Raw genomic sequence first — 13,683 nt, forward strand, 5'->3', positions numbered from 1 at the left:
TGCCTCATTTTATTTCTTATGATGTCTTTCAAAAGAAAGTGGGCATTGCATAGGCTCTTCATCATTGGTAACAGGCAACATATATTGAACCCACTCCAACTCTCCAAGCTGATAATGACCAAGTAAAGGACTTCTGGAAATTAAATCGTAATTATCTATATTTTTTCTTATCCGCTCTCTAATAGCATAACCTGCTTCATCATCTCCTGCAAAAACATCAAAACGCTCTCTTGGATTAATAACCAAAACCAAAGTATCACACAAATTTCTACTTAACCTTAAATGATGATTTGGGTGGCTAGCATTAATAAAAATCTGAACTCCGTGAAAGCACATTGTCCAAAACTCTTGGTTGGGATTGAGTGGAATTTCTCCCACCCAAGATTTTTCATCATTATCAATCAAGTATTGCAAGGCTTGAACAAAAATGTCTTGATAGTCTTTAGTTTGACTATGTCCTTGCACAGGTTCAAATACAACTAACAATGGGTAGGCTGTATTAAATTTCCCATCCCAAACCGACATTGCCAATTCTAGGTAATTTTTTAAACCCTGTGCAAAACACTCTAAATCATATTGAGCCTTATCTCGCACATAAGCTATCGGTAAAAATTTTACCATACCTTGTGCAAATGCCTTACGAGCAAATAGACACGGAAATAATGCTTTTTGTTTTGCATTATCACCATTAAATCTTTCTAAAATTTGTCTTCCCATATCGCCTAGCTAACCTTGCATTTTGGCTATTTCAGACTGAGAGTATAAAGTATTATTCATTAACAAATCCCCATTCTATTATGACCATAAGATTAATTTCCAAATCCAATGACACAAGAAAGTACTCACATTGCAGGATATAACATCACTCCACCCCATCAGGACTTTTTAAATTCTTAACAAGAATGCGTTCGGCATTTTTTCTATCCCGCTCTGGGGTCATAATTGGCTGATAAATGCCTTGGTCAAGATGAATACCAAGCGGTCGGCGTTCTTTGGTAATACTCTCTTGCAATAGCATAATCGCCTGAATAAGTGCTTCTGGGCGTGGCGGACAACCGGGGATATAGACATCTACGGGCAAAATTTTATCCACGCCCTGCACCACCGAATAAATGTCGTACATACCACCAGAATTGGCACACGCTCCCATTGAGATGACCCATTTGGGTTCGAGCATTTGCTCATACAGTCGCAAGATGACAGGTGCCATTTTGACAAAACAAGTGCCAGCGACAATCATCACATCAGCTTGACGAGGACTGGCACGAATCACTTCCGCCCCAAAGCGAGATAAATCATGCACTGCTGTTAAGGTTGTGGCATACTCCACATAGCAACAGCTTGTACCAAAGTTAAACGGCCATAACGAATTTTTACGCCCCCAGTTGGCAGCGGCATGCGTAAGGTCAGACAGCTTACCCAAAAAGATATTTTTTTCAACTTCTTCTTGGGTGATATCATCCACCACTTGGCGAGTGGTGTGGAGTTCTTGATTGCCTTGTTCTTCGGCACGAGTTAAGGTGTATTTCATAGTGGTCTTTTGTCAATTAAATATCTACTAAATTAAGATTAACAATTTGTTTATTTATCTTTTGGCATGCCCTTGGCTGTCGTCTTGATACCAAAAATACAACAGATAATCACCAATCTAACAAAGGCGAGATTTTGAAGTATGATTGCCATCATAAAAAACGATGGCAAATATCAAAAAAGAAGGTTAATCCGATAATTGCCAAATTTCATTCAATTAATTCCCTTAATCAAATTTTTGCGTAGTAACTCGTCCTGTGTCATTGATGTGGTCAATGTTTGCCATATCCTGCTTGTCTTTTTCAAGCACCGCCTGCAAGTCTTTTCGTCCTGAAAAAATCCGTCCAGACGACTGAGCAGGCACTTTACCTGTGGGGTCGGTGTGCAACTCATCAATGGTGGTAAAGGCTGTGATGCTCGCCAGATTAAAATCATCAGGACGGTGTAAAATGCGTGGCTTTTTGTCTCGCTTATCAGCAGGTGCCCAGTTCATCGCCCCAAGTTTCATCTCATAAAGCAGGCCAATAAACAAAATGCCAATAAAGGCAGCAGCAGCCATAAAACCTGCCCAACCCACTTCACGCACACTCACTGAATAGGCATATAAAAATAAGGCTTCTAAATCAAAAATCACAAAAAAAATCGCCACCAAATAAAATTTGGCGGATAAGCGAATGCGTGCCGAACCAGCTGGTAACACACCTGCTTCAAAAATTTCGTGTTTTTGTGAACCACTTGACTTACCCCCAAGCAAGCGAGGCACGACAAGCATAAAGATAACCAACCCCAAAGCGGCTAGCAAATAGACGATGGCTGACCATTCGGCTGACATAATCACCCCTGCGTGATTTCTGAATAAACATTCAAGGATGGTCAAGACCTTCTGACGCACCCAATTTTGTGGCGTATTATACCACATTTCAAATAAATACTCATGACCGATACCAAATATTTTAACAACTTTCCTTGTCAATCTTTAAAAATATATAAAACCAAACACCGCCACACTTAAAAACCCAGTCAAACTTTTATAAAATCAGTTTGCTCCCGATGGCGATATAAAAATACCCAAGCACTAAAATCATCTATGATTAACCGGTCATTTATGATTCGTGCTTGGGTTTCTTAATAGATGGGTCATTACAACCTTTATACGATAGCCATTGTGTTATTGATTGACAACCGATACTCCTTTTGGTGGAGTAAAGCTAAACTGATCAGCATTGATCTTTTTGTTTAGGCTGATATTAGAAAAGCGGATTTGCGTCTGCTGACCCATTGCATCAGCAATACTCATAAACACAGGTTTACCACCATTAAAACTGATATACATTTCACTAAACCCTGCGTTATTTGATTTTGGTGTTAGTTTAAAATAGTTCTTAGTGTTGTTTGGCTGAGAGATATTAAAACTGTCCGCAATCTTAGCGGTGTCGCCAGATAGTAATAATGCTGGCGTATCGCCCACTTGGTTGGCGACAGATTGTTTGATCGCCTGATTTAAATCCTTGTCATAAACCCACATGGTTAGATCATTGGCAACAATCAACTGATGTGCTGGCGACTTTGTCTCCCAGCGAAGCTGACTTGGGTGTTGTACCGCCATACTACCACTTGAAGTCATGGTTCTTTTACCCGCCTTTACCGTTTGGTTAAAATCAGCAGTCATAGACTTGGTGTTTGACAGCAGTTCGTTTAAATTTTGCACAGCTTGCATTTGACTGGCAGGTGCAGCGGTCGCAATGACAGGTAATACAGCGGTCAAACTCATGACAATAACGCTACCAGCCAGACCAAGTTTTACACCCATCGCTTTAATGTTGCTAGAAGTTAGCATATCAATACTCCAATGATTGATGACTGTTTTTGGTTGATTAAGATTGGGTAACCAATAGATTTGATTTCATCTTATCATGGTTCGATTTTTGCGATGGTTTAATCGTCTAAAATCAACCACACAACCTTTTTTAGTTAATGGATAGATTTTGCCAGTTTTTTATATTACAATCTAGTAGAGATTTGCAACCATATACAAAAATTGTTGCTGACCGGCTAAAAATTGATGTAAGACACACCATGAAAATATGACAAAATTGGTAGGATTATCCTTGTCTTGCAACACCGCCAAAGAACGCCAATAACCATTTTATAACCTGCCACTTTGGGGTGCTGTACTGTTTTTGCTGTTTTTAAAAAGATACCATAAATATGTTATGACATCTCTTTGATGATTTGGTCGGTGATGTCTTTTGCTAGCGTTTGGCACAGGTGTTCGTCTTGACATTCCACCATCACACGAATCACCGGTTCAGTACCTGACTTGCGAATCAGCAAGCGACCTTGATCCGCTAGAGTCTGTTCTGCCACATTAAACGCTTGCACCAAGTTTGGGTTGCTATAGGGATCTGCCATCTGTGTCAAGCGAACATTAATCAGCGTCTGAGGAAATGGTGTATAACCTGCTGATAGCTCGCTTAGTCGTACGCCTTGCTCCACCATACACATGAGTACCTGCAAGCCTGCCACAATGGCATCGCCTGTGCGACTCTTATCCAAGCACAAGATATGACCTGACGGTTCACCACCGATACTAAGCCTATGCGTCTCTAGGGTCTGCATGACATAGCGATCGCCCACTTTGGCACGATGAAACTCTATACCACGCTCACGCATGGCAATCTCTAAGGCTACATTACTCATCAGCGTACCGACCACGCCTTTTGGCTTTAGATGATTAGCCAAGACATATAAAATCGCATCACCATCAACGATATCTCCTTGCTCATCCACCATGATGATGCGGTCTCCATCACCATCTAGGGCAATACCAACATCAGCACCATGCTTTAGGACGGCTGTTTGTAGGGAGTTTGGGTGTGTTGAACCACAGTTATCATTGATGTTGATGCCATCAGGGGTGTTATGAATGGCGATAACCTCTGCCCCCAGCTCACGCAATACACGAGGGGCGACGCTATACCCTGCACCATTGGCACAGTCTACGACAATTTTTAAAGGATTTAGGCTTAAATGATATGGAAAACTACCCTTGCAGTATTCAATATAACGACCCTTGGCATCGTCCACACGATAACTCTTACCAATATTATCCGCCTTGATACCTGTCAATCTTGATAATCCCACACTACCATCGCCAATGAGTACATCTAGCTCTTGGTTAATCATCTCTTGAAACTCATCAGAGATTTTTTTGCCTTCGTGCGAGAAAAATTTAATGCCATTATCATGATAGGGGTTGTGTGATGCTGAAATAACCACCCCCATGTCCGCATGAAAACTCTTAACTAGGTGTGCAATGGCAGGCGTTGGTAGCGGTCCTAACAAATGCACATCAACACCAGCAGCATTAAAACCCGACTGAAGTGCCGCTTCGATCACATAGCCTGAGATACGGGTATCCTTACCAATAATGACGCTTGGACGGCGTCTACCCTCTCCTGCTTGCCTAACCAGCACACGACCTGCCCCAAAACCTAACCGAAGCACAAAATCAGGGGTAATCGGAAACATTCCAAACTCACCACGAATACCATCAGTACCAAAATAGCTCACATTCCACCTCTGCTGTATTTTTATTTAATCATTCAATCTTATAAATAATAAAATATCATCACCATTATAGCATATCTTTTTAACCAAAATAGCAACCCATCATTAATGTTGTGTTGCCAAATATTATGATAGATCATCTCATCAAATCATTTTTTGCAATTATTGAACGACTAAACAATTGTTTACTTGCTCATTTTTCATTTACAATAGATAATTTAAGTAGATGGTTTTATCGCTAGCTACCCCTAACCACTATTTTTAGATACCCCACACCTTATGAATCATCACATACAGGTCAACCTGCCTAAGAACCGCTCTTTTGCCCTGCTTTATGCAATGGGCAGTACACTACTACTCACTGTGGCGTTATTCATCTGCCAGACAGGTTTTTTGTGGGGATTTGGGCATTTTGCAGGCTTGGATGTGCTAAACGCCAGCCATCATGGTGTTTTGGTCAGCATGGCGACCATCTCCACCTGTATCACAATGAGTCTTTTATGCGTCGGACTGGCTTTTTGGCGTGATGGTCAGCGTATGTGGCAGATACTAGGTGTGCGTCCATTTTATTGGCGTTCTTTGGCGGTATGCCTTTGGTGGCTTTTGCTGTTTTTGGTACTAAGTGAGCTTATTATCCATGTACTTGGGCGAACGCCGATGGCATTCATGGATAGACTGATGAGCACCGCCCATCTACCGCTACTCGTGGTAGCAATGACAGTTGTTGCCCCCATCTATGAAGAGCTGATGTTTCGTGGCGTGTTGTTTGATGCGTGGCGACAGGTCTTTGGGGTGTACAGCGAAAAAATCTCTATCCTTTGTGCTAGCATCATAAACAGCGTACTATTTGCTAGCATTCATTTACAATACACTCTCTTTGAGATGGGAATCATCTTTGGGCTTTCGCTCATCTTTTGCTATACTCGAGTGTATTGTCGCTCTATCATCGCTCCTATATTGCTACATATTTTTAATAATGGCTTGGCGATGGTGATGTATTTGTTGTATACATAAGCAACAACTCAGCTGGCATGATATACATCTAATACCGATGGAAAATATTCTTTTCACTCTCCCATTGCTTGAATAACAATCACTTTTGGTCATTCATTATCAAGACTTCATCAGCCGCTCGCCTAATGTTATCAATACTCAGCGTGCGTTTACCACTTAGCTCTTGCCGCCATTTTCTTGCTCCTGATAGACCCTGAAACAACCCCAAATAGTGCCGTGCTAGCGTTGCCAAATTCGCCCCTTCGCCAGCTCGCCTTTCTAAATAAGGACACAGAGCATCCAAAACCTGACCACGAGTCGGTATCGCCCTGCCAAACAGAGTATTACACTCACCCATCAGCATTGGATTATGATAAAAAGCACGCCCAATCATCACGCCATCAACATGGTTTAGGTGCGTCTTGATGGCATCAATGTCGTTAATACCGCCGTTAATCTCAATAAATAACTCTGGAAAATCTGCTTTTAGCCGATATACATCATCATAGCGAAGCGGTGGAATTTCACGGTTTTCTTTGGGGGATAATCCGTTTAACCACGCAATGCGAGCATGAACGATAAAATGCCTACACCCTGCATTCATTACCTGCTCCACAAAATCACGCATGAACTCATAGCTATCAAAAGTATCAATACCGATGCGGTGTTTGACCGTTATAGGCTTACTGGTAGCATCTTTCATCGCACGCACCATATCAGCCACCAAGCTAGGCTCTGCCATAAGACAAGCACCAATTTTATTGTGCTGAACACGGTCAGACGGACAGCCAACATTCACATTAAACTCATCATAACCCATATCATCAGCAATCTGTACACAGCGTGCCATCTCAGATGGGTCTGAACCACCAAGCTGTAAGACGATGGGGTGCTCTATGTCATCATGTCGTAAAATATAATCAGCATCGCCCTTTAAGATGGCACTGGTGCTAATCATCTCAGTGTATAGATGGATATCAGGGTTAAATAGGCGTGCAAAATAACGAAAATCCGCTGTCGTCCAGTCAATCATCGGTGCAACAGATATTCTTTTATTTTCTTTAAAATCAATCATTTATATAAAATCTCTTTAATTTCAAATATTTGTATTAAAAATTTGACTTGTTTTAACTTGTTGTTACTTGTTCATACTTGCGTTTATTTGTGATTGTATTGTACCATATTTGCACCATTTTTTATGTACTTAAAATGGTGTAATTTTATCAAGTGGAAAGAATATGGGTACAATATCAGAACGCCAAACAACATCAGGCACAACTCGCTATCGTGCAGTGATACGCATCAACAAGGGTGGCATTAAGTATAGCGAAAGTCGCACATTTAGCAAGCGAAATTTGGCAGAAAGCTGGCTAAAAAAGCGAGAAGCCCAGATCGAACTCAATCCCGATGTTATCCACCAGAGCGATAAAAAAGACGACATGCGTTTTTCAGATGCCATCAGTCTCTACTTGGAGCAGGCAGGGGCGGACTTTGGGCGTTCACACAAGATGGGACTGCTATTTGTCGCCAAACTTGCCATTGGTGCCAAGTACATTACCAAGCTGACCAATGCAGACTTTGCTAATTTTGCTGAGTTTCGCTTGCAGACGGTCAAGCCGCAAACGCTCACAGGCGACATGATTGCCATTCGTGCCGTACTAAGATACGCCAAGATGGTCTGGGGTATGGATGTCAATCTATCAGGCTTTGAAGAAGTGATGCTTGGGCTGCGTTATGCCAGAAAAGTCAAAGGGTCGGACAAACGCTCAAGACTGCCCAGCAATGATGAGTTACAACTCTTGACGAACCACTTTTATGAGGTGTGGCAGCGAGGTATTCAGGTTTACCCCATGCACCTCATTATGTGGTTTGCGATATACACCTCACGGCGTGAAGGGGAAATTGTCAATCTATTGCAAGATGACCTGACCGAGACCGAAGACGGCTACTGGTGGCTAGTACGAGACATGAAAAACCCCAAAGGATCAAAAGGCAATCACATCGAAGTCAAAATCCCAGAAAAAACCTTGCCCGTCATCACCGCTTTTAAGGAAACAGCGGTCAGAAAACGCATGCAAAAATCACCCTACTACGACGACGAAAAACTTATCCCGTTAGACGGCAAGACCATCTCAAAATCTTTTACCGATGCTTGCAGAATACTTGGTATTGATGACTTAAAATTCCACGATTTGCGCCATGAAGCCGCCACTCGCCTTGCCGAGCAGGGTCTCACCATTCCCCAGCTTCAACAAGTGACAGGACACCGTAGCTGGAGTAGCTTGCAGCGTTACACCAACTTAAAGCGGCGCCCCACCGTGCTTGATTTTGAAGATGCCATCAAGCGGGCAAAACAAAACCGCGAGCATGGTCGTGGTTCGTTCTGATACTTTGGGGTTAGGCGTGCATAGCTTTATGGTCTAAGGTTGCTTCATTTTTAATGGCATCAATCCAGCCAGCCAGGCTCTCAATCGGTACAAGATATTTTGGGCGTTTGTCCGAGCCGGTATTGATACAAGCAAAATTAAGCTGTTGATTTTTTGCCTTGCGGTGCAGCTCGGTCTTGCTGATGTCGCTTAGATAGTCATTAGCGACATTCTCCAGCGGTATCAGAGCTTTAAAGCCGTATTGCATGGCAAGCATTTGCATGGTAGTCATATTCATAAATTATTCTCCACAGGCAGCCCAAACGCTACATTAATATTCACGATATTTTGTGGCACTAGCGGATAATTTGGCTTATCTTGGTTTTCAAACTTACCCAGTAATGATTGGGATTCTGGCCACATTTTCCACAACTGTTTGAATGTATTGATACCAGACAGCACCGCCTCCGCATCTGTTCTAGCTTGTTTCATTTTGCTAAATTCGTCATCATAAGCTTGTTTGGCTGCCAGATATTTTTTGATAATCTCATCATCTTCGGTCAATCCGTGAAAATTCTTTCCGATGACTGACCCGAACGCTAGACACACATGATAATCAGGCAATTCGACACGCAGCATAAAACGACTATTACGAGATTTGATATCGTCCAGCCTAAGCTCTCTTGTACGATTAAAAAGTAGCTCGGGCAATTTTTTAATATCATCAAGGTATTTGCCAAATATCTTAAGATAAATTTCATGCCCAGCCTGCTTTAGTGCTTGTTCTTTGGCTTGGATATTTTCGGCAAATTTACCGTTTTTGATAAGTTCATCGAGCATTAGCTCTCTGGTGTATTTGGTGATTCTAGTCATTAGTAGTTCTCCTCTTTATTATCCGCCAATGCACGATATTCAGCGATTTTGGCTCGCTCGCCTTCATGGGCTCTATCCCATGCGGCAAGCGACATTGAGACACAGCCTTTGAGTGCAAGCACGGACATGATGATGACCAGTGCAGATAGGCAGGTTTGTTTAATGGTTGGCATGATTGGTTACTCCATCGTTGGTTGATGGTGTAATAGTAACTTTACTTTCCTTTTTTGTCAAGAAAAAAGTAAATAAAATTTCTTTTTTTGTAAAAAATTACCAGCGGGATAAAAAACCACCCATATAGGGTGGTTTTTAGTTAGTCGGTCAAACTTTTTATTTTTTTGTGCAGACTTTTTTGGATTTGCTGATGGTGCCGTCTTTGCACATGAATTTACCGCTGGAGGTACATGAAGCAATACCGCCTTTCTTGCCACTACAAGGCTTATTGCCTTTGGCGTAAGCCATTGGGCTTGTCAAGAGTGCGCTCACAGTAAGCAATGTGATTAATTTTTTCATAACTTCATCCTTTTGAAAAATTAAGATTATCGGCATAAAGATTCACATGGCGTGCCGTCGCCATCTTTGTCCAGCTTAGACAATCCGCAAGTATTGAAATAATATTTCGCTTCTGAACAGCTTGACATCTGACCGCAGGTCTTTTTTACGGCACACCTGCCAGCGCCATTGTTCGGTTGTTTAACGACCTGATTAGACTTCGTAGCGGTCTTTTTCGGAGCAGGGCTTTGTTTTGAGGTGGCGGTGGTATTACTGGTTGTCTTGACAGAGCTACGCCACACACTCGGATAGACTGGGTTTGGGTGTGCCCACAGACCCACACCAGATGAGCGTGCAGCGCTTTCGAGGCTGGTATATTCGTAGTCGGTTAGGTACTCTTGATAAGCCCACGCCATGCCGTCACGCAACATCAGCTTATTGATATTCTGCTCATCAGACAAACGATACACTTCTGCCAAAGTTCGGTTGTATTTATCCGTGCCTGACACGCTCAGACCCACACGCTGACCATAGATATAATCAGATAGCGTCTGCTTGGCAACTTTACCATAGTCTTGACCGCTCTCTGGTGCATCTATCTGATTCATGCGCACCTTGATTTGAGTATTGGAGTCATCAAGGCAGGTGAAAGTGTCGCCATCAGATACACTCACCACCTTACACTCAATATCCCAAATATTAAAAATTGGCGCTTGTACGATTGGCGGTGGCAAAACTTCAATTATCGGTGCTGGTGACACTATGACAGGCTCTGTGACCACCGCAGGTTCTGCTGTTTCGGTTTTTGATGACTTATTAGTAATCTTAGAGATAGCACCCGTTGCCACATCTTTGGCATTTTTGACATAATCTCGCCAGTCCGCCGCCGACACTGACCCCACTGTCATTGCGCCCAATGTCGCAACCAATACCAGTTTTTTCATCTTTTTATTCCTTATTCATGTCTAAAACGCCGTCCACTTACCCACAACCTTGCCAACCAGCTCCCACTCACTTTTTGGTATCATTTTTTGTTCGTGCCAATCAGGATTGAGCGGTTTTAGGTACATGTCTTCGGCGGTCTCGCCAATGATAAGCTGCTTGAAAGTCGCCTCGTGATTATCGCCTTCACGCACCACGACCAGATCGCCATTCTTTAACTCCCAAAAGCCGTAGTTTGGATCAACATAAATAAAATCCCCTGGCTCAAACTTAGGCATCATCGACACCCCACGCACTTTAAGGGCAAAGCCATTTTCAGGGAAATTAAATGGGCGTGGCAGATAATCAAACGCATCATACGCAATCACCGCATTAGCCTCAGCCCATGAACCCGCTGCCACCCATTCAATCACAGGCACGGGATTATTGATGGACAGTGCATTACTTGGCTCAAGCCCTTCGGAGTGTGCAACTTTTCGGTTTTCGATCGCTGCAATTTTATCTTTTAGCTCTTTGATAATATCAATGTCAAGCTTTTGGCGGATAGGCTCAACGAGCTTGGTGTTTTGTCCACCAGTTGCCAGCCAGTCAAAAGACACACCAAAAAACTTTGCCAATGCTTGTACATGTTCAACCTTTGGCATATTTTCGCCATCTTCCCAGTTTTTGATGGCGGTTTTTGATACGCCAATTTTAGCCCCTAGTGCGTCTCTAGCCAGCTTTTTTTCTTTTCTAAGTTTGTATAAACGCTCTGAAAAAGTACTCATAGTTACCACCTTTTGAACTAATTTACTATCTTACCACTTGATTAGGAAAGTTTTGTATGCAATAATAGGTAATATTTTTTACTTTTTTAGCCAAAAAAGGAAACTTAAATGACCAAAAAAGAAGCTCTCAAAGTCGCCAAAGGCTCTGTCAATGAACTTGGTCGCCTACTCGGTATTAGCCATGCTGCCGTTTCGCAATGGAATGATGACAAAATTCCAGAACTTCGAGCGTACCAAATCCGCGAAATCATGGCTCGTCAGCAAGCACAGGCTCGACCATGAAACCCAAAAAAACCCACCAAATCACCGTCCACCTTTCCGAAGAGTGCCACACTGTCATCGGCAGACTGGCGGACGAATGTAATTTGTCAAAGTCAGAATGGCTTTGCCGTCTCATTGAAGACGATCTGCGGGACCGCTACCATCGTGCTTATCATGCCATGCAAGTGCTGTCATTGCTAGAGAACGATGAGATTGTTGCGAGCGGTGAGAACCGATACAACCCAGATAAGGATTATCCACTATGACAGATGTTACAGGGCAATGTGCCACTCTGCTTGCTCATCTACGACAAGCACCCATCACCCACAAAGAAGCGGTGCAGAAGTATTTCATCATGGGGTTTTTAGCACGCATCAGCGAGCTAAGACAGATGGGGCACGCCATCAAAGACCGCTATGAGACATCGCCCACAGGGGCAAGATATAAAGTGTATTATTTAGAAGGAGAATCATCAGATGCTCGCATTTAATCGCCCAACTTGCAATCTACAAGCCCAAGAACAGCTCATATCAGATGCCATCGCCAGCGGCGTGCCTATAACCATTCTGCCAGATTATACGCCAAAGCCACGCCCAGCCCACAGCGTCAAATCATGGAAAGTGATGGACCTACCCAAGCCCAAACTCATCAAAAAAACGACCGAAAAATCAAAGTGTCATCATGCGAGCAAGACCCGAAGACAAGAACTGCTTAAATATCTAAAAACAGTCCATATCATGACAGCCATCCAAGTTCGGGATAAATTTGGCTACGCCAACCCAGGCAAGGTCATCGCAAGAATCAACAGTCAGCACGACAGACCCATCATCGCTATCGAAAGATTTGGCAGAGCGGCAAACAATCACCCAGCAATACTCTACCGCTACATAGGCTAATCGTATGAACTTTTATAATTTCCACATCAACGATTTTAACGCCGCCACGCGCCACCTGTCGCACCTAGAACGGTCGTTCTATCGCGATCTGATAGACATGTACTACGACACCGAAAAGCCCATTACGGGCGATTTGGTGGCGTTGTGTCGCCGTCTTGCCATACGCACCGATGACGAGCGTCAAGCATTGCAAAATGTGCTGGACGAATTTTTCACGCTCAAAAATGGCAAATACCGCCACGCTCGCATCGACCGAGAAATCAAGCATTACCAGCACCGCCACACCGAGCGTAACGACCGTAACGAAAAAGTAACGGAGCGTAACGAAAAAAATAACGGCAATAGTAACGAAAAAAGTAACGCCACACCGTTATCAAACGCCCAGCGACAAGCCCGCCACCGCCAAAAAGCCAAAATGCTTGAAACCCTTAAGAATAAAGGCGTAAAGATGGCAAAGGGGGCGACTTTTGACGAGATTTTGACCGCCTATAATCGTGTAACGAATGCCCCTGCCGTAACGGAGCGTAACGCAAAAAGTAACGGCAAAAGTAACGCTATAACCAATAACCAAGAAATATATATATTAGCTAGCTATGAGCAGGAGAAAAATTTTGAAAAAAACAATGCAAAAAATCAAAAACCAACGCCTAAGGTCAAAACACCGACAACGCCAGATCCGACATTTGCGTTCAGTCAAGCCCAAATCGACACTTGTAGAGCAAAACAGCTAGACATCAATCAGATATTCACCAAGTTCACAGAGTTCTACACCGCTCGTGGTTTTCGCTGTACCGACACCACTTGGAGTCGCCTGTTTGACAACTGGGTCGCCCAAGAACGCCTACCAGATACCACAGGCACTACCCCAGATGCTGCCATAGGCACAGGCTCGGTTACACCAACAGGCGAAAGCTACACGGATTATCTCGCTAGAATCCAAGCAGAAAACCGAGCCTTTGCCATCGAGCATGGCATGCTCAACTAGGAGCTAAT

The 13,683-nt window shown here is 43.2% G+C and carries 19 protein-coding genes; 7 read left to right on the forward strand and 12 right to left on the reverse strand.

Annotated elements, in window-relative coordinates; genetic code table 11:
• Positions 1-9 precede the first annotated feature (9 nt).
• The 5 genes from LU276_RS06510 to glmM form a co-directional block, all read right to left on the reverse strand.
• Positions 10-717 (reverse strand): YqcI/YcgG family protein, encoded by a 708-nt coding sequence (locus tag LU276_RS06510; protein ID WP_284673055.1) that lies wholly within the window; start codon positions 715-717, stop codon positions 10-12.
• Between the two features lie 145 nt (positions 718-862).
• Positions 863-1,531 carry an NADH-quinone oxidoreductase subunit B gene (locus LU276_RS06515; RefSeq protein WP_284673056.1) on the reverse strand — a complete coding sequence of 223 codons (669 nt, stop codon included), beginning with the start codon at positions 1,529-1,531 and terminating at the stop codon, positions 863-865.
• A gap of 225 nt (positions 1,532-1,756) precedes the next feature.
• On the reverse strand, positions 1,757-2,362 hold the full coding sequence (gene ndhC, locus LU276_RS06520; RefSeq protein ID WP_284673057.1) for an NADH-quinone oxidoreductase subunit A: 606 nt from the start codon (positions 2,360-2,362) through the stop codon (positions 1,757-1,759).
• Between the two features lie 336 nt (positions 2,363-2,698).
• Positions 2,699-3,367: an outer membrane lipoprotein periplasmic chaperone LolA gene (lolA, locus tag LU276_RS06525; protein ID WP_284673058.1), complete on the reverse strand. Its 669-nt coding sequence runs from the start codon at positions 3,365-3,367 to the stop codon at positions 2,699-2,701.
• Between the two features lie 374 nt (positions 3,368-3,741).
• Positions 3,742-5,103, reverse strand: a complete 1,362-nt coding sequence (glmM, locus tag LU276_RS06530) for a phosphoglucosamine mutase (protein WP_284673059.1) — start codon at positions 5,101-5,103, stop codon at positions 3,742-3,744.
• A gap of 276 nt (positions 5,104-5,379) precedes the next feature.
• Here glmM and LU276_RS06535 point away from each other — a divergent pair, with 276 nt between their 5' ends.
• Positions 5,380-6,114, forward strand: a complete 735-nt coding sequence (locus LU276_RS06535) for a CPBP family intramembrane glutamic endopeptidase (protein ID WP_284673060.1) — start codon at positions 5,380-5,382, stop codon at positions 6,112-6,114.
• Positions 6,115-6,193: 79 nt separating this feature from the next.
• Here the strand turns inward: LU276_RS06535 and dusA are convergent, their stop codons facing one another.
• Positions 6,194-7,168, reverse strand: coding sequence for a tRNA dihydrouridine(20/20a) synthase DusA (dusA, locus tag LU276_RS06540; protein WP_284673061.1), 975 nt, complete (start codon positions 7,166-7,168; stop codon positions 6,194-6,196).
• A 163-nt stretch (positions 7,169-7,331) separates the two neighbouring features.
• Between dusA and LU276_RS06545 the strand changes: the two genes are divergently transcribed.
• Positions 7,332-8,480, forward strand: coding sequence for a site-specific integrase (locus tag LU276_RS06545; protein ID WP_284673062.1), 1,149 nt, complete (start codon positions 7,332-7,334; stop codon positions 8,478-8,480).
• Positions 8,481-8,490: 10 nt separating this feature from the next.
• Here the strand turns inward: LU276_RS06545 and LU276_RS06550 are convergent, their stop codons facing one another.
• The 6 genes from LU276_RS06550 to LU276_RS06575 all read right to left on the reverse strand — a co-directional run bounded on the left by LU276_RS06550 (position 8,491) and on the right by LU276_RS06575 (position 11,533).
• Complete coding sequence (locus tag LU276_RS06550) at positions 8,491-8,757, reverse strand: pyocin activator PrtN family protein (protein WP_277807890.1); 267 nt, start codon at positions 8,755-8,757, stop codon at positions 8,491-8,493.
• A complete protein-coding gene (locus LU276_RS06555) occupies positions 8,754-9,332 on the reverse strand; it encodes an Nmad5 family putative nucleotide modification protein (protein ID WP_284673063.1) in 579 nt (192 codons plus the stop codon). Before LU276_RS06555 ends, LU276_RS06550 begins: the two co-directional genes overlap by 4 nt.
• Positions 9,332-9,505 carry a hypothetical protein gene (locus tag LU276_RS06560; RefSeq protein WP_284673064.1) on the reverse strand — a complete coding sequence of 58 codons (174 nt, stop codon included), beginning with the start codon at positions 9,503-9,505 and terminating at the stop codon, positions 9,332-9,334. Before LU276_RS06560 ends, LU276_RS06555 begins: the two co-directional genes overlap by 1 nt.
• Before the next feature lie 157 nt (positions 9,506-9,662).
• Positions 9,663-9,845: a YdcA family protein gene (locus tag LU276_RS06565; RefSeq protein WP_284673065.1), complete on the reverse strand. Its 183-nt coding sequence runs from the start codon at positions 9,843-9,845 to the stop codon at positions 9,663-9,665.
• A gap of 26 nt (positions 9,846-9,871) precedes the next feature.
• On the reverse strand, positions 9,872-10,768 hold the full coding sequence (locus tag LU276_RS06570; RefSeq protein ID WP_284673066.1) for a thermonuclease family protein: 897 nt from the start codon (positions 10,766-10,768) through the stop codon (positions 9,872-9,874).
• 21 nt (positions 10,769-10,789) lie between these two features.
• Positions 10,790-11,533 carry a helix-turn-helix domain-containing protein gene (locus tag LU276_RS06575; RefSeq protein WP_284673067.1) on the reverse strand — a complete coding sequence of 248 codons (744 nt, stop codon included), beginning with the start codon at positions 11,531-11,533 and terminating at the stop codon, positions 10,790-10,792.
• Positions 11,534-11,641: 108 nt separating this feature from the next.
• Between LU276_RS06575 and LU276_RS06580 the strand changes: the two genes are divergently transcribed.
• Genes LU276_RS06580 through LU276_RS06600 form a run of 5 tightly spaced genes read left to right on the forward strand, consistent with a single transcriptional unit; the run spans position 11,642 to position 13,675 of the window.
• The gene (locus LU276_RS06580) at positions 11,642-11,815 is read left to right on the forward strand and encodes a Cro/CI family transcriptional regulator (RefSeq protein WP_284673068.1); all 174 of its coding nucleotides are present in this window, start codon (positions 11,642-11,644) and stop codon (positions 11,813-11,815) included.
• Positions 11,812-12,060 (forward strand): hypothetical protein, encoded by a 249-nt coding sequence (locus tag LU276_RS06585; RefSeq protein WP_284673069.1) that lies wholly within the window; start codon positions 11,812-11,814, stop codon positions 12,058-12,060. The genes LU276_RS06580 and LU276_RS06585 overlap by 4 nt, the downstream gene beginning before the upstream one ends.
• Positions 12,057-12,284, forward strand: coding sequence for a helix-turn-helix domain-containing protein (locus tag LU276_RS06590; protein WP_284673070.1), 228 nt, complete (start codon positions 12,057-12,059; stop codon positions 12,282-12,284). The genes LU276_RS06585 and LU276_RS06590 overlap by 4 nt, the downstream gene beginning before the upstream one ends.
• Positions 12,271-12,690, forward strand: a complete 420-nt coding sequence (locus LU276_RS06595) for a hypothetical protein (RefSeq protein WP_284673071.1) — start codon at positions 12,271-12,273, stop codon at positions 12,688-12,690. The genes LU276_RS06590 and LU276_RS06595 overlap by 14 nt, the downstream gene beginning before the upstream one ends.
• A 4-nt stretch (positions 12,691-12,694) precedes the next feature.
• Positions 12,695-13,675 (forward strand): YdaU family protein, encoded by a 981-nt coding sequence (locus LU276_RS06600; protein ID WP_284673072.1) that lies wholly within the window; start codon positions 12,695-12,697, stop codon positions 13,673-13,675.
• Positions 13,676-13,683: the final 8 nt, after the last annotated feature.

Origin of the sequence: Moraxella haemolytica, from assembly GCF_030177935.1 — a bacterium.
In the GTDB taxonomy this organism is placed as follows: domain Bacteria; phylum Pseudomonadota; class Gammaproteobacteria; order Pseudomonadales; family Moraxellaceae; genus Moraxella; species Moraxella haemolytica.